At 61.4% G+C, this 16,517-nt stretch carries 13 protein-coding genes; 4 read left to right on the forward strand and 9 right to left on the reverse strand.

Annotated elements, in window-relative coordinates; genetic code table 11:
- Window positions 1-39: 39 nt before the first annotated feature.
- The gene (locus ACM530_RS23920; protein ID WP_242198289.1) at window positions 40-1,473 is read right to left on the reverse strand and encodes a PLP-dependent aminotransferase family protein; all 1,434 of its coding nucleotides are present in this window, start codon (window positions 1,471-1,473) and stop codon (window positions 40-42) included.
- 153 nt (window positions 1,474-1,626) lie between these two features.
- Here ACM530_RS23920 and ACM530_RS23925 point away from each other — a divergent pair, with 153 nt between their 5' ends.
- A complete protein-coding gene (locus ACM530_RS23925) occupies window positions 1,627-2,070 on the forward strand; it encodes a carboxymuconolactone decarboxylase family protein (RefSeq protein ID WP_124417691.1) in 444 nt (147 codons plus the stop codon).
- Here ACM530_RS23925 and ACM530_RS23930 read toward each other — a convergent pair whose 3' ends face one another.
- The 6 genes from ACM530_RS23930 to ACM530_RS23955 form a co-directional block, all read right to left on the reverse strand.
- Window positions 2,071-2,838: an SDR family oxidoreductase gene (locus tag ACM530_RS23930; RefSeq protein WP_094952746.1), complete on the reverse strand. Its 768-nt coding sequence runs from the start codon at window positions 2,836-2,838 to the stop codon at window positions 2,071-2,073.
- 22 nt (window positions 2,839-2,860) lie between these two features.
- Entirely contained in the window at window positions 2,861-3,928 is a 1,068-nt protein-coding gene (locus tag ACM530_RS23935) for a phosphotransferase family protein (RefSeq protein WP_416363322.1), read from the reverse strand.
- Window positions 3,929-4,058: 130 nt separating this feature from the next.
- Entirely contained in the window at window positions 4,059-5,951 is a 1,893-nt protein-coding gene (locus tag ACM530_RS23940) for a pilus assembly protein TadG-related protein (RefSeq protein WP_416363323.1), read from the reverse strand.
- Between the two features lie 91 nt (window positions 5,952-6,042).
- Entirely contained in the window at window positions 6,043-6,993 is a 951-nt protein-coding gene (locus ACM530_RS23945; RefSeq protein ID WP_416363324.1) for a 2-hydroxyacid dehydrogenase, read from the reverse strand.
- 94 nt (window positions 6,994-7,087) lie between these two features.
- Window positions 7,088-7,612, reverse strand: a complete 525-nt coding sequence (locus tag ACM530_RS23950) for a cysteine hydrolase family protein (RefSeq protein WP_416363325.1) — start codon at window positions 7,610-7,612, stop codon at window positions 7,088-7,090.
- Window positions 7,613-7,795: 183 nt separating this feature from the next.
- Entirely contained in the window at window positions 7,796-8,410 is a 615-nt protein-coding gene (locus ACM530_RS23955) for a TetR/AcrR family transcriptional regulator (RefSeq protein WP_416363326.1), read from the reverse strand.
- Between the two features lie 283 nt (window positions 8,411-8,693).
- Between ACM530_RS23955 and ACM530_RS23960 the strand changes: the two genes are divergently transcribed.
- Together ACM530_RS23960 and ACM530_RS23965 are read left to right on the forward strand one after the other, a co-directional pair.
- Window positions 8,694-9,971 carry a serine/threonine transporter gene (locus ACM530_RS23960; protein WP_145166046.1) on the forward strand — a complete coding sequence of 426 codons (1,278 nt, stop codon included), beginning with the start codon at window positions 8,694-8,696 and terminating at the stop codon, window positions 9,969-9,971.
- A 141-nt stretch (window positions 9,972-10,112) separates the two neighbouring features.
- A complete protein-coding gene (locus tag ACM530_RS23965; RefSeq protein WP_416363327.1) occupies window positions 10,113-11,750 on the forward strand; it encodes a SulP family inorganic anion transporter in 1,638 nt (545 codons plus the stop codon).
- 196 nt (window positions 11,751-11,946) lie between these two features.
- On the opposite strand, the gene acnB is transcribed toward ACM530_RS23965, so the two are convergent.
- Window positions 11,947-14,556, reverse strand: coding sequence for a bifunctional aconitate hydratase 2/2-methylisocitrate dehydratase (acnB, locus tag ACM530_RS23970; RefSeq protein WP_106580470.1), 2,610 nt, complete (start codon window positions 14,554-14,556; stop codon window positions 11,947-11,949).
- A 396-nt stretch (window positions 14,557-14,952) separates the two neighbouring features.
- On the opposite strand from acnB, the gene ACM530_RS23975 reads away from it, so the two are divergent.
- Window positions 14,953-15,423, forward strand: coding sequence for a DUF1289 domain-containing protein (locus tag ACM530_RS23975; RefSeq protein ID WP_262211026.1), 471 nt, complete (start codon window positions 14,953-14,955; stop codon window positions 15,421-15,423).
- A gap of 130 nt (window positions 15,424-15,553) precedes the next feature.
- On the opposite strand, the gene ACM530_RS23980 is transcribed toward ACM530_RS23975, so the two are convergent.
- The gene (locus ACM530_RS23980; protein WP_242198267.1) at window positions 15,554-16,417 is read right to left on the reverse strand and encodes a universal stress protein; all 864 of its coding nucleotides are present in this window, start codon (window positions 16,415-16,417) and stop codon (window positions 15,554-15,556) included.
- Window positions 16,418-16,517: the final 100 nt, after the last annotated feature.

Here is a 16,517-nt window from a genome sequence, read left to right on the forward strand (position 1 = left end):
GAGTGCACCGGACCAATGACCAATGCGCGGGAAAACCCGCTAGCCAATCTGCTGCAGAATATCGCGCAGCCGGTCCAGCGCCGGGTCGATGTCGAGCAATTCGATGGCGCCGAAGCCGATGATCAACCCTTGGCGCACGGGGGCGTCATGGAAGAACACATCCACCGGGTACACGCCCACTTCCACGCGCCGCGCCAGTTCCATCAGCAACGGGATATCCACCGGCACCTTGCACAGCGCCGCCATGTGAAACCCCGCCACGCTGGGCACCGCTTCAAACCAGGGCGCCAAGTCGCCTGCCAGGCGCTGCAGGATGCGTTCGCGGCGCCCGGCGTACACCGTGTGGCAGCGGCGAATATGCTTGAGCAAGTAGCCTTCGCTGATGAACTTGGCCAGTGCCCATTGCGGCAGGGTAGAGCTGTGCTGGTCGGTCAGTTGCTTGGCCTTGAGCACCGCGCCGTAAATGGCCGGCGGCAGCACCGCATAGCCCAGGCGCAACTCCGGCAGCAGGGTTTTCGAGAAGGTCCCGACGTACGTGACCACGCCACGGCTGTCCATGCTTTGCAGGGAATCGGTGGGGCGGCCTTCGTAGCGAAATTCGCTGTCGTAGTCGTCTTCAATGATGATCGCGCCCAGCTCGAACGCGCGCGCCAGCAAGGCTTCGCGGCGCGCCAGGCTCATGGGCATGCCCAAAGGGAATTGGTGGGACGGGGTCACGTAGATCAGCCGTGTGCCGTCCGGAATCAGGTCGACCTGAATGCCTTGCGCGTCGACCGGCACGCCGGCAACGTGGGCGCCCATGGCCATGAACAGCTGGCGCGCCGGGCTGTAGCCGGGGTCTTCCATGGCGACTGTGGTGCCCGGTTCGAGGACCACGCGGGCGATCAGGTCCAGCGCCTGCTGCGCGCCATTGGTGACCACGATGTCGTCGGCGCGGCATTTCACCCCGCGCGAAAACGCGACGTGCCCGGCGATGGCCTCACGCAGCGCGGGCAAACCTTCCGGTTGACTGTAAAAGCCGCTGTCTCGGGCGATACGCCGCAACGCATCCTGGGTACAACGCCGCCATTCATCCTGAGGGAACTGATTGCGGGTGGTGGCGCCTCCGATAAATTCATAGCGCAGGGTGCTGTCGCGCGTGGGATGGCGCATGGGCGAGGGCAGCGCCGCCCATTTGCCCAGGTTGGCGGCACAAGCCAGGTCGGCGGCGGTTTGCACGCGTTCGGTTTGCACCGTATGGGCGTTGACGAAGGTTCCGCGGCCGGTCTTGCCCACCAGCAGGCCTTCGTACGTCAGGGTGGCGTAGGTGTCGGACACAGTTTTGCGCGACACGCCGATTTGCTCGGCCAACAAACGGCTGGGCGGCAGTTGCGCGCCGACCGCCAGGCGTCCGGACGCAATGGCTTCACGTAACTGACGGTACAGCTGTTCGGCCAGGTCTTTGCGGCCGTTGATCACCACGTGCAGTTCCATGTTTCATCCCAAGGCATTCACTCTGGGCCAAGACTACTCGCTCGCGCAGCGCGCTCAAAATGGTCTGCGCATAAACCGCCCGATTGGCTATAGGGCTTATGGAACGCGGTCTCTAGGCTAGCGCACACTGACTTGCCCGCCCGAGAACCGCCCATGGAACGCCGTCTGGATTACTACACCGCCTCACCGCAAGCGCTTAAAGGCATGTTGATGCTGGAGGCGGCGACCTTTGAACTGTCCATCGAAAAACCGCTGCTGGAGTTGATCAAGATCCGCGTCTCGCAGCTCAACCACTGCGGGTTTTGCACCGACATGCATTCGATGGCAGCGCGCCAGCGTGGTGAGAGTGAGCGACGCCTGTTTGCGCTGTGCGTATGGCGTGATTCGCCGTTTTTCAGCGCGCGGGAAAAGGCCGCGTTGGCCTGGAGCGAGTCGGTGGCGACGCTGCCGACTTCAAGTGTCTCGGATGAACTCTACACGGCAGTGCGCGTGGAGTTCAGCGAGCAGGAATTGGTGGACCTGACCATGGCGGTGTCCAGCATCAGTGGCTGGAACCGCCTGGCGGTGAGCTTTCGCCAGCAACCGCCGAATGCATGATCAGGACAGGAAACCGCCGTCCACGTTCAGTGACACGCCGGTGGTGTAGCTGGAGGCGTCGCTGGCCAGAAACAGCACCGCGCCGGCCATTTCGCTCGGGTCGGCCACGCGTTTGAGCGGGATCTGCGCCAGCGCCATTTTCAGGATCGAATCGTTCTTCACCAGCGCCGAGGCGAACTTGGTGTCGGTCAGGCCCGGCAGCAGGGCGTTGCAACGAATGCCGAACGCTGCGCACTCCTTGGCGAACACCTTGGTCATGTTGATCACGGCGGCCTTGGTCACCGAGTAGATGCCCTGGAACACGCCAGGGGAAATGCCGTTGATCGAGGCCACGTTGATGATGCTGCCGCCCCCGTTCTCGCGCATCAGCTTGCCGGCTTCCACCGACATGAAGAAGTAGCCGCGAATGTTTACGTCCACAGTCTTCTGGAAGGCGCCGAGGTCGGTGTCCAGCACGTTGCAGAACTGCGGGTTGGTGGCGGCGTTGTTGACCAGAATATCCAGGCGGCCGAACTGTTCACGGATACCGGCAAACACCTGGGTGATCTGCTCCATTTCACCAATGTGGCAGGCCACGGCCGTGGCTTTGCCGCCGTCGGCGATGATTGCATCTGCCACGTGCTGGCAGCCTTCCAGCTTGCGGCTGGAGACGATCACGTGGGCGCCTTGCTGGGCCAGCAGCTTGGCGATGGCTTCACCGATACCGCGGCTGGCGCCGGACACAAAAGCAATCTTGCCGTCGAGGTCGAACAGGTGGGTCTTGGACATGAAGGGTTCCTTGTTCTTGCAGTCAGAGGGCTGATTTGGCGATGACGTTCAGGCTCATTTGCTCCAGCAGCGTGTTCATTTGGATGAACTGCGCAAAGCGTTTGTCCTGGGTCTGGCCGTGGAAGAAGCGGTAGTAGATCTGTTGCACGATGCCGGCCAGGCGGAACAGGCCATAGGTGTAGTAGAAATCGAAATTGTCGATCTGGAGGCCCGAGCGCTCGGCGTAATAATCGACGAACTGGCGGCGGGTCAGCATGCCGGGGGCGTTGCTTGGCTGGCGACGCATGAGTTGCACCGGTGCCGGGTCGGCGGCTTCGATCCAGTAGGCGAGGGTGTTGCCCAAGTCCATCAGCGGGTCGCCCAGGGTGGTGAGTTCCCAGTCCAGCACGCCAATGATCTGCATAGGGTTTTGCGGGTCGAGGATCACGTTGTCGAAGCGGTAGTCGTTGTGCACGATGCTGGAGGTCGGGTGGTCGGCCGGCATCTTGTCGTTGAGCCAGGCGCGCACTTTCTCCCAGCTCGGGGCATCTGGGGTCAGGGCTTTCTCGTAGCGATCACTCCAGCCGCGAATCTGACGCTCTACATACCCTTCAGGCTTGCCCAGGTCGGCCAGGCCGCAGGCCGCGTAATCCACCTGGTGCAGTTCGACGAACTTGTCGATAAAGCTTTTGCACAGCGCCTCGGTCTTGGTGGCGTCCAGGCCCAGTTCGGCCGGCAGGTCGGAGCGCAGGATGATGCCGTTGACGCGCTCCATCACATAGAACTCAGCGCCGATCACCGACTCATCGGTGCAATGCACATAGGCCTTGGGGCAGTACGGGAAGCCATCTTTCAACTGGTTGAGAATGCGGTATTCGCGGCCCATGTCGTGGGCGGACTTGGCCTTGTGGCCAAAGGGCGGGCGGCGCAGCACGAATTCCCGGTCCGGGTATTCGAGCAAGTAAGTCAGGTTGGACGCGCCACCGGGGAACTGGCTGATCTTGACCGCGCCGTGCAGGCCCGCAATATGCGCCTTGAGGTAGGGATCGATGAGGCTGGCATCAAGTTCTTCGCCTGGGCGAATCTGGGTCGATTGGTCGTTAAGCGCCATGCTTATCCCTTCTGCTTATTCTAAAGGCCTTGGACTATTGGCTAATCTAATGCGCACCGCCGTCCAGCGACAAGGTCGGGGCGGCTTAATAGGTTAGCGTGTTGGATGATGATCAGCGGGCCTGATGCGCTCAAATCACCAGCATCGCCCGGCCACCGGGGTTGCAGGACAGGTTGGCACCGATTTCGACTTTTGCCAGGTCAACGCCAAGGCCGGCGAGCAGGTTATTGACGATGGGATCGAGAAGCGGGCCGAGTACCCCGCCAATCACGCCCCCAAGCATTGAAAGCAAGCCATTGAGCAGGCCCGTGACCAGGCCCAGCACAGCGCCCAACAGGCTGGCGATTTTTGGCGGGTGGTTGATCAGTTGGATGCCGGTGAGTGTTTCCTTGAGGCTGCTGACGACGTTCGAGGCGGCGAATTGATAATACGTCGGGGGCAGATTGACCGCCGGCGGGTGGGTGTAGGTGTGCGCGCGTTCGGTCCGGGCCACATCGCTGTCGACGCGCACGCCCAGCCCGCCTGCCGCAAAGGCTTGCCGGTCGCCACAGACGCCGGTGCCGCGCTTGCAGGTCTTGGTACCGATATCCACCACCGGGTACTCGTCGACGTGCAGCGTTTGGGTGGATGAAAACAGGTTTTTGGGGTCAACCTGGCCAATCATCGCGTGCAGGGCCGAGGTTTCGCCAAGCACCGACAATGATTTTTTGCCACTGTCGCAACTGTAATCCGTGACCTTGGCGCTGCCACCGGCGGCCTCCAGGGCAATGTCGAGTGTGTCGCCGATCTCAAGGCTGGTGACCAGGCAACAATTGGGGTCAAGCAGCCCCAACAAGCCGCTCAGTACGTCATTGAGCGCCTGCACCACGCCCCCCAGCGCGTTATTGACCAGCGTGACGATCGGCAGCTTGACCGAAATCAAGGTGCGCACTTGCGCGGTGCGCACATAAATGGGCTGCGTGGCGATGTTCTTCGGGTCGCCGATGCTTGAGAGTTGCCCAGGCTCGATCACTTTGGTCGAGACGGTGACGCCGAGCAGCCCCAGCACATCCACCGGCAGCTCCACGGCAACGGCGCTGGCCTTGTTCGACAACTGCACAAGGCCCTGGATCAGGTTGAACAGCTGCAGTTTCACATCCAGTGCACTTTTGTCCGTGCCGTTCTGGATATTGATCAGGTCGCCCAAGTGCAGGATTTGCGTGCCCGGCGCAATCAGCTTGATGGCTTCGAGGTTGTTGATGACGAGCGTGACCGCATCGCCACCGAGCTTGAGCACGTCGATGGCGGCCTGGACCAGTTGGCCGACGGTGGCGTCGGTCTTGAGCAGCTGATCGTAATTGCCGGCGCTGACGTTCAAGCGGATGGCCAGGGCATCCAGGTACTTGAGCAAACTGATATCGGTGTTGATCAAACCGTTCCAGCCCACCGCCTCGAGCTGCAACTTGCCGCCCAGCAAGCCGCCGATCAAGGCGTTGAGAGCCACGGACTTGGTGCTGTCGACGGTCAACAAGGTGCTGCGCACGGTGAGTGACGCCACCGTTGGGGTTGGCGCGGCGGCGACCGCGGTGGCGCTCAAGAGCGTCATCATGTTGAGGGGTTGAGTCGAGAACAGCGTGAGTAAGCCATGGGCGAGGCTGGTGTGCACACGGTGGGTGGCGATGACCCGAATAGCGTCGGTTTTGGCAGGGTCGGCGCTGAAGGTGCGCATGAAGTCGGCACCGGTGGCCAGGGTGCCGCAGGCAACGGCCAGGGTGCGATTGTCGTCGACAGTGAAGTGGTTGCGCGCTGCGCTTTGAGTCGCAAACTGGGCCGCATTGTTAGTGGGCGCCGCGCACGTGCCGCTGCGGCTGACCGCTTCGAGCGCCGCTGTGTCGACCACCCGCTGTAACTTGCGCTTCTCCAGGTACAAACGGCCGCTGTCGACCACCAGCAATAGAAACAACAGCGCAATCCCAAGGGTCACCGCGCCGATCAAACCGATGGCGCCGCGCTGGCGGGCCGGGCCGAGTCCATGGCCAAACATTCTGCGTTCCTTCGCCGGTCATGCACCGACGTCCTGAGCATCCCCGCAAAGCAGTGTAGTCAGGTTTTACGTCGGCGCTGGCTATTCGCTACTAGTTGCGCGGCGGCAGCGTCACCGGTGTAAGCACTGGGCGGCCGGCAAAGTATTCCACTAGGTTATCGGCCACACGCTGCACCGTATCGTGGGCGGCTTCGGGAGACAGGCCGGCCACGTGGGAGGTGAGTACGGTATTGCTCAGGCGCTTGAGGGCGTCCGGCACTTTGGGCTCGTCGTCGAACACATCCAGTGCCGCGCCGCCGATACGCCCTTGCTCAAGAGCGGCCACCAGGTCTGCCGTGACTACCACGCTGCCGCGTCCGATGTTCACCAGGTAGCCGTTCGGTCCCAGCGCATCCAGGGCGTGGCGATCAATCAGGTGACGGGTGCTTGCACCGCCGGGCGTGGCCAGAATCAGGAAATCCGAGGTGCGCGCCAGCTCAACGGCGGTGGCGCAATAGGTGTAGTCCACGTCATCGCGGGGCTGGCGGTTGTGATAACTCACCTCCATGCCGAACCCGAGCGCCGCGCGCCTGGCGATCTCCATGCCGACCGCGCCGAGCCCGAGAATCCCCAGCTGCTTGCCGCCCAGGGACGGGCGCATCACCTTCGGCCATTCGCCGCGCCGCACGGCCGCGTCGGTCTGGGGGACGCCGCGCACCAGCGACAGCAGCAACGCCATGGCGTGGTCGGCTACCGACGGCGCATTCACCCCGGCGCCGTTGGTGACGACGATCCCGCGATTGCTCGCCGCCTGCAGGTCCACATGCTCGTAACCGGCACCGATCACGCAGATGATCTCGAGCAAGGGCAATGCGGCGATTTCCTCCGCATACAGCCCCAGCGGGCCACGGGTGAGCACGGCCTTGATCTGCCCGCCATGCGCCTTGATCGCCTGGGCGCGTTCGGCCGGCGTCGGCGCCAGAATCACGTGAAAGTCGTTGCTCTCGATGATTTGCAGGTATTCGTTGATGGTTTCAACCAGGACCAGAACAGTGGTGGACATCGGAAGGCTCTTCCTGAAGGGTTTGAAGAGTGAGTATGCGGGATTTGTAAGACAGAACGTTTTGTTCCGCCAGAAAAATCCCGCATAGACGCCGTTAGAACGCGATGCTGTGCGCTTTCACCCGCTTCACAAACGCCCCGGCCAGGGTTTCGTTGTGATGCTCGATGATCGCCTCGGCAGGCAACGCGTTGGTGTTCATGCAGGTATGGCCGTCCTCGGGCAATGTCACCGAAAACCCAAGTTCGACTGCGACTCGGCAGGTAGTGTCGATGCAGAACTGGGTTTTCATCCCCACAATCACCAGTTCATCGACCTGCGCCGCCGCCAGTTGCTGCGCCAGACCAGTTCCCAGGAAACAGCTGGGGCGGGTCTTGTTGAAGACATGGTCGCGAGCGGCGTCGACCTGCAGGCCCGGCCACAACTGCCACAACGGGCTGCCGGCTTCAATCGGGGAGCCTGAGGGGCCGGTGTGTTGGGCCACGAAGATCGGCGCGTGGGCGCTGCGCGCGCGTTGAATGAGTTGGTTGATGGTGCCCAGCACCCGTTCGCGCTCGAAAGGCTTGTCGGGCCCGTCGTACAAGCCGTTTTGCATATCGATGATCAGCAGGGCGTTTGCCATGGTCTTGCTCCTTGCAGTGGCCAGATGGCGGGGCAATAAAAAGGCCCCGTCCATTGCTGGCGGGGCCTTGGGTTGAATCCGAGGTGTTTTAGTTCAAGCACCCACAGCCACCGCACGACCCGCCATTAGCGGTCGTGGTGGTGGTGCGGGTGAGGTGCAGCGCAATAGGCTTCATGGGCCCGATCATGCTGAGACGGGCGCAGGGCTGTCAACGGGCGCGTCCGATTTCGCCTCGGGTAGCAGCGTATTTCGTGCAGCCTCCAGGAATTCGTCTGACAGGCTACTGCCGCGTGTCGCACGAGCAAGCGTGACGGCGCCGATCATCATCGCGTAGTTGGCCAGCATGGCCTGACGGTCTTGGGCCTGCAACTGCGCAAAAATCTCCAGCGACCGTTCAACACCGGCGACGAAGGTGCGCTGTAATTGCGTGTTGGCGGGCTCATGGCACATGTCCGGGGTAAAGGCCGATATCGGGCAGCCGTCGCCGGGATTGTCGCGGTGGGTGGCCGAAAAGTAGTGGCGCAAGATGGTCTCGCATGCCGATTGCGGGTCTTCACTGCGCTCGATTTTTTCCTGCCAGCCCTGGTTCGAATGCTCAAAGGCCTGCTGGCAAGCCTCGGTGGCCAGGGCTTCCTTGGACGCAAAGTGCCCGTAGAAACCACCATGGGTCAGGCCGGCGGCGGCCATCACGTCCGCCAGGCTGATGCCATGCAGCCCGCGCTCACGAAACAGGTGCGTGGCGGCCTCCACGATGATTTCACGGTTGAGTTCGGCTTGTTTGCGGGACACGCGAGGCATGACAGGGCTCTCAGAATAAAGGCGGGCATTGCCTGAAAAGTACAGCAAAGCCCGCGATTCCAAAATAGATTTGTTTGGGCATGTATTACTTCGACGCTGCTGCAGCCCTCTGGAACCGCTGCCTGCAGCGACCCCGACTGATCTGCACCGGGGCACCGTTCCTCAGCTAAGTCTTTGCTTATTCAGGAGAATCCCGGACAATCGCGCGCTTGTTATGGTCGGGGCGCTGCCTGTCAGGTTTTTCTGACTCGTCCCGGCTGTGGAAATGCGGAGATCCGACCGGATGAATGATCAGGCCAATAGCGTCGACGAACGCTATGCAACGACACCTGCAACCCTCACAGGCTGGAGCCGCCAGGACACCACCTGGATGCTCGGGCTGTTCGGCACCGCCATCGGCGCCGGTACTTTGTTTTTGCCCATCAACGCAGGTCTTGGTGGCTTCTGGCCGCTGGTGATCCTGGCACTGCTGGCATTCCCGATGACGTTCTTTGCCCACCGTGGCCTGACCCGTTTCGTCCTGTCCGGCCGTGAAGGTTCTGACATTACCGACGTGGTCGAAGAGCATTTCGGTCTCAAGGCCGGTGCACTGATCACTTTGCTGTACTTCTTCGCCATCTTCCCGATCCTGCTGATCTACAGCGTGGCCCTGACCAACACGGTCAGCAGCTTCATGGAACACCAACTGCACATCATGCCGCCGCCGCGCGCGATCCTGGCGTTTGTGCTGATCCTCGGCCTGTTGGCCGTGGTGCGCTGCGGCGAGCAGGTGATCGTCAAGGCCATGAGCCTGATGGTGTATCCGTTTATCGTCGCGTTGCTGTTTCTGGCCGTGTACCTGATCCCGCACTGGACCGGCGGCATTCTCAGCACCGCCCGTGAAGTCCCGGCGCCGTCGGCGTTGCTCAACACGCTGTGGCTGGCGATTCCGGTGATGGTGTTCTCGTTCAACCATTCGCCGATCATCTCGGCCTTTGCGGTGGACCAGAAGCGCCAGTACGGCGCCAACGCGGATGAGCGCAGCTCGCAGATCCTGTGCCGCGCGCACCTGTTGATGGTGGTGATGGTGCTGTTCTTCGTGTTCAGCTGTGTGCTGACCCTGACGCCGGCGCAATTGGCCGAAGCGAAAGCACAGAACCTGTCGATCCTGTCGTACCTGGCCAACCACTTCGACAACCCGACCATCGCCTTCGCCGCGCCGTTGATTGCGTTCGTGGCGATTGCCAAGTCGTTCCTGGGCCACTACATCGGCGCCAGCGAAGGCCTCAAAGGCCTGGTGCTCAAGACCGGTCGCCGCCCGGCGGCCAAGTCCCTGGACCGCATGACCGCCGCCTTCATGCTGGTGGTGTGCTGGCTCGTCGCCACGCTGAACCCGAGCATCCTCGGCATGATCGAGACGCTGGGCGGGCCGATCATTGCGTCGATCCTGTTCCTGATGCCGATGTATGCGATCCGCAAGGTACCGGCCATGGCCAAGTACCGCGGGCAGGCGTCCAACGTGTTTGTTACCGCAGTTGGTCTGGTCGCGATTACCGCGCTGATCTACTCGCTGCTGTCCTGACACCGAGCTGTACACCCCAAGGCCGATTCGCGCATTGCGTGAATCGGCTTTTTTTTGTGCCTGGAAACCCTGTCCTGGCTCAACCGCTGACGGGCAATGGAGGCTAAGCTGACGCAGGTTTTATTTGCCAGGATGGGCTGATTGAAAACTGCAATTGATGTGACGTCGTCCAGTCGTACCCAGGACCTGCTCGCCGGGTTATCCATTGCCGGTTTGCTGCTGCCGGAGGCTGTGGCCTATTCCAGCATCGCTGCGCTGCCGCCCCAGGCCGGGGTGATTGCGCTGTTTGCCGGGCTGGTGTGTTACGGCCTGTTCGGCACCAGCCGCTTTGCGATTGTCTCGGCCACCTCGTCTTCGGCAGCAGTACTGGCCGCCGCCACCGCCAGCCTGGCGGGCGGTGACTCGGCGCTGAGGCTGGCGCTGGCGTTCGGGTTGGTGTTGATCACCGGGGTGTTGTTCTTGCTGGCCGGGCTGTTCAAGCTTGGCGGTGTTACTTCGTTTATCGCTAAACCGGTGTTGCGCGGGTTTGCCTTCGGTCTGGCGCTGACCATCATTCTCAAGCAGCTGGCCAACGTAGTCGGTGTGCACTTGACCGACAACAACTTGATCCGCTTCCTGCCGCAACTGATGGAGCAGCTGCCCCGGTGGAACTGGCCGGCGGCGCTGGTCGCGGCGATTGCGTTGGGAGTGCTTTGGTTGTGCGCGCGTATTCCGCGCCTGCCGGGCGGGCTGCTGGTGGTGATCCTGGGCATTGTTGCCGGGCAGTACCTGGATTTACAGGCCCATGGTGTGGCGTTGATCGGTCTGATCGACTTGCGCTTGGAGTTCGGGCATTTGCCGGTGCTGCCGTTCGCCGATTGGCTGCGCCTGGGTGAGCTGGCGTTTGCCTTGGTCATGATCCTGTATGCGGAGTCCTACGGCTCCATCAGCTCGTTCGCGCTTAAACACGGCGACCGCGTGACATCCAACCGCGACTTGCTTGCGCTGGGTGCGGCCAACCTGATCTCCGGGCTGTTTCACGGCATGCCGGCCGGTGCCGGCTATTCCGCAACCTCGGCCAATGAGGCCGCCGGTGCCGGTTCACGCCTGGCCGGAATCGTTGCCGCGCTGGTGGTGCTGTTGATCGTGCTGACCGTGCTGCCCTATGTCGCGCTGACCCCGGAACCGGTGCTTGCCGCCATCGTCATCTACGCACTGGGCCGTGGCTTGAGCCTGCAGCCGCTGGGGCGTTACTTTTTCTGGCGGCGCGATCGTCTGCTGGTGATCTGTGCCGTGGCGGCAGTGCTGGTGCTAGGCGTGCTGGATGGCTTGCTGGTGTCGGTAGCGATCAGCGTGGTGCTGATGCTGCGCCAGATGTCATCGGCTGATATCCAGGTGCTGGGGCGCTTGGGTGACAGCCATGATTTTGTCGATCGTCAACACCACGCCGATGCAGTGGAAGTGCCGGGCTTGCTGATCGTGCGGCCCAGCGAGGCGCTGTTTTTTGCCAATGCCGAACGCATTCTGGGTGCGGCATTGCGCTTGATGCGCCAGTCGCCGGTGGAGGCGGTGGTGCTGAGCCTGGAAGAATCTCCGGATCTGGATGGCACCAGTATCGAGGCGCTGGCGGCGTTTTTCGCGCAGGTGCGCGGGGAGGGCAAGCGCTTGGTGCTGGCGCGCGTGCGGCATGAGGCGTTGGACGTGCTGCAAGCCTTGCCGGAGGCGCTTGCGCCACAGGTCTTGCTCAGTGGCTTGAGCGTCGACGGTGCGGTGCAGTTGGCGCTGCGGCACCAGTCCTGAGTGTGCAATACGTCAACTGTGGGAGCGGGCTTGCCTGCGATAGCGGTAGGTCAGCCAAAGATGCATCAACTGACGGACAGCTATCGCAGGCAAGCCAGCTCCCACAGGTATTTTGTGGTGGTGTCGAGGTTGTATTCCAGGCATAAAAAAACGCCGCGTACCTTGCGATACGCGGCGTCCTTTATGTCAACACACCTTAGGCTTGAATCACCGGGATGTTGGCGCTCGCTGCGATTTTGCGGAACTCGGCGATCTGGTCGAAGTTCAGGTAGCGGTAGACGTCACTGGCCATGGTGTCCAGTTTGGCCGCGTAGCCCATGTACTCTTCGACGGTCGGCAGGCGACCCAGCGTGGAGGCCACTGCCGCCAGCTCAGCCGAGGCCAGGTAGACGTTGGCACCATCACCCAGACGGTTCGGGAAGTTACGGGTCGAAGTCGACACAACGGTCGAGTTCGGTTCTACGCGTGCCTGGTTACCCATGCACAGCGAGCAGCCCGGCATTTCCATGCGCGCGCCAGCCTTGCCGTAGATGCCGTAGTAGCCTTCTTCGGTCAGTTGGTGAGCGTCCATCTTGGTCGGCGGCGACAGCCACAGACGGGTTGGCAGCTGACCCTTGACCTGTTCCAGCAACTTACCGGCCGCGCGGAAGTGACCGATGTTGGTCATGCACGAACCGATGAACACTTCGTCGATCTTCTCGCCGGCAACGCTGGACAACAGACGGGCATCGTCCGGGTCGTTGGGTGCGCAGAGGATCGGCTCGTTGATTTCAGCCAGGTCGATTTCGATGATTTCGGCGTATTCCGCGTCGGCATCGGCTTCCATCAGCTCAGGGTTGGCAACCCAGGCTTCCATCGCTTGGGCGCGACGTTCCAGGGTACGTGCATCGCCGTAGCCTTCGCCGATCATCCAGCGCAGCAGGGTGATGTTGGAGTTCAGGTACTCGGTGACGGAGTCTTTCGACAGCTTGATGGTGCAACCGGCAGCCGAACGTTCGGCCGAGGCGTCGGACAGCTCGAAAGCCTGTTCCAGCGTCAGGTCGTTCAGGCCTTCGATCTCCAGGATGCGGCCGGAGAAGGCGTTCTTCTTGCCTTTCTTCTCTACGGTCAACAGGCCAGCCTGGATCGCGTAGTAAGGAATGGCGTGAACCAGGTCACGCAGGGTGATGCCTGGTTGCATTTTGCCTTTGAAGCGCACCAGGATCGATTCCGGCATGTCCAGCGGCATGACGCCAGTGGCTGCGGCGAACGCGACCAGACCGGAACCGGCCGGGAACGAGATGCCCATCGGGAAACGGGTGTGGGAGTCGCCACCGGTGCCGACGGTGTCCGGCAGCAGCATACGGTTCAGCCAGCTGTGGATGATGCCGTCACCAGGACGCAGCGATACACCGCCACGGGTCATGATGAAGTCAGGCAGGGTGTGGTGGGTGGTCACGTCGATCGGCTTGGGGTAAGCCGCGGTGTGGCAGAACGACTGCATCACCAGATCGGTCGAGAAGCCCAGGCACGCCAGGTCTTTGAGTTCGTCACGGGTCATGGGACCGGTGGTGTCCTGGGAACCGACGGTAGTCATCTTCGGTTCGCAGTAGGTGCCAGGACGAACGCCTTTGCCTTCTGCCAGACCGCAGGCGCGACCCACCATTTTTTGCGCCAGGGTGAAGCCCTTGTCGCTTTCAGCCGGCGCTTCCGGCAGTTTGAACAGGGTCGAAGGCGGCAGGCCGAGTTCGGCACGTGCCTTCTCGGTCAGGCCACGGCCGATGATCAGCGGGATACGGCCGCCGGCACGGACTTCGTCCAACAGCACCGGCGTCTTCATTTCGAAGGTGGTCAGGACTTCATCGGTGCCGTGTTTGCAGACTTTGCCAGCATGCGGGTACAGGTCGATCACGTCGCCCATGTTCATGTTGGTGACGTCGAATTCGATTGGCAGTGCGCCGGCATCTTCCATGGTGTTGTAGAAGATGGGAGCGATCTTGCTGCCGAAGCAGAAGCCGCCAGCGCGCTTGTTTGGCACGTAAGGAACGTCGTCGCCGAAGAACCACAGTACGGAGTTGGTCGCCGATTTACGCGACGAACCGGTACCGACCACGTCACCGACGTAGGCGATCGGGAAGCCTTGGCCACGCATCTCTTCGATCTGCTTCATTGGGCCGGTCTTGCCTTGCTCGTCCGGCACGATGCCTTCGCGAGCCATTTTCAGCATGGCCAGGGCGTGCAGCGGGATGTCAGGGCGGGACCAGGCGTCCGGGGCAGGGGACAGGTCGTCGGTGTTGGTTTCGCCGGTGACCTTGAACACGCGCAGGCTGATCTTGTCGGCCAGGGTAGGGCGGTTCTTGAACCACTCGCCATCAGCCCAGGATTGCAGCACGGCTTTGGCGTGCTCGTTGCCGTTCTTGGCTTTTTCAGCCACGTCGTGGAACGCATCGAACATCAGCAGGGTGTGCTTGAGTTGGGCGGCAGCGACAGGCGCCAACTCGGCGTCGTCCAGCAGCTCGACCAACGTCACGATGTTGTAGCCGCCTTGCATGGTGCCAAGCAGTTCAACCGCGCGTTTTTTGTCGATCAGGGGAGAAGTGGCTTCGCCCTTGGCCAGGGCAGACAGGAAACCGGCCTTGACGTAGGCAGCTTCGTCAACGCCTGGTGGAATGCGGTTGGTGATCAGGTCAACGAGGAATTCTTCTTCGCCAGCCGGGGGATTTTTCAGCAGCTCGACCAGGCCTGCGGTTTGTTCGGCGTTAAGCGGCTGGGGAACGATACCCAGTGCTGCACGCTCTTCGATATGTTTGCGGTAGGCTTCAAGCACAGTTATTACCCTCATCAGTGGTCCCACGGGACGCTCATCCAGAAATGAACGGCACGCATGCGCTCGGGGGCTTTTTGGGCCGCAAAGCCAGCGCTGCCGGCATTCCTCACAGAAGCTGCTTTCAAAGTTTTACGCCTGCAGAACGGAGCTGATGAGGGTTGGCGCTGGCATTTACCTACCGGGTAATAACCATCGCCAACACCGTTCTGAAGGAACGACTGTGCTCGTGACGCTTTGAAAACAGCTTCCAGCGGATTATTGGCGCCTTACAAGGCCGGATGATTCTACGGCAAAAAAAATCTAAAGGTAAGTTGCCTAACCAAGTTTGCTGGGTGATCAACCTTAGACAAAGGGCTAACATGCGGCATTGTTTCGCGGATTTGTGTGTCATTGCCTATGCCCAACCAAACCATCAAGACCCCCTGCGTCGGCCTGTGCTCCACGGTTTACGGCGACCTCGTGTGCCGTGGCTGCAAGCGCTTCCACCACGAAGTGATCCTGTGGAATGGCTATAACGAGGAAGAAAAACGCGCGGTCTGGCTGCGGCTCGAGCAACTGCTGGTGCAGGTGATGGCCGGTAAACTTGAAGTGTTCGACCCCAAGATGCTGCGCGGGCAGTTGGAGCAGCGCAAGATTCGCTTTGTGCCGCACCAGTCCGAGTACTGCTGGGCCTACCAATTGATCGCCCGTGGCGCGCGGGTGATTTCCAACCTGGAAGCCTATGGCATGGTGCTGCTGCCAGAGTTTCGCGACTGGGCGTTGCCGGAGCTGCGCGATGCGATTGATCGGGAGTTTTTTATCCTCTCGGAGGCGCACTATCAGCGCTATATTGCCCCGGGTTTCCTGAAAGACGCGTTGGGGCACTGACGGTAGCGGGCAATGTGGGAGCTGGCTTGCCTGCGATGGCGACCTGTCAGTCGATACACCGTTGTCTGATCTACCGCTATCGCAGGCAAGCCAGCTCCCACCATGATCTTGGTCGCCTGAAAGGTTTGGGTCAGGCTTTGGTCGCCAGTTCTTCCAGGTGATCCATCAGTTCCTGCGGCTTGAGCACCAGCACATCGCTTTCCACCGCATCCAGCACCACTTCCGCCGTATTGCCAATAAGCGCCCCGGAAATCCCCGTGCGTGCCACGGTGCCAATAATCGTCACCGCCGCCTGCCACTTATGCGCCGCATGGGGAATCAGCACATCCGCCGGGCCTTCTTCGATGTGCAGATGGGTGTCGTCGATATCGAACTCGGCCTGGAACGCCTTGCACTGCTCGCGATAGCGCGCCTCGATGGTTTCCTTGAGCTGAAACGTCGGGTCACTGGCCGACAGCATCGGCGAGGGATGGGCGCTGATCACGTGCAATTGCGCCTTGGCCAGGCTCGCAATTTCGAAGCCGTGATCAATGATGGTGTTGTGCAGCGCCAGATGTTCACTGTCGTGGTTGCCCACATCGATTGCCGCCAGCACCACCTTGTCGGCCCACGGCGTCGAGGTTTTCACCAGCAGCACAGGCGTTGGGCAATAGCGCAGCAGCTTCCAGTCGGCCGGCGTCAACAAGGCCTTTTTCAGCGGGCTGTCGGCGAAGTGCTGCTTGATCACCAGCCCACAGCCCTCGGCTTGCTGCACATCGATGATGGTTTCATGCAGGCTCTCATTCCACGCCTGCTCGGTGGTCACGCTGTAGCCGTCTTCATGCAGGCCGGACTTGAGCAGGCTCAGCAGCGCCGAATGCTCGTGTTTCTTGTCGCAGACCAGCAAATGCAGGTGCGCGCCGGTGACCCCGGCGATCAGCTTGGCGCGCTTGAGCGCCAGGCTTTCCGAGTGCTCGGGCTCGATGACCACCAGGATGCTGCGGATAGCTTGCATGGACGGATCTCCAGAGACGCAAAAAAGGGGCCTTGCACAACTATAGTTGCTGCCCGCCAGACGTCATGTTGATGCACATCAAAGCCAGTGGCTGGTGGTC

This window comes from Pseudomonas sp. NFX183 (assembly GCF_047943075.1).
In the GTDB taxonomy this organism is placed as follows: domain Bacteria; phylum Pseudomonadota; class Gammaproteobacteria; order Pseudomonadales; family Pseudomonadaceae; genus Aquipseudomonas.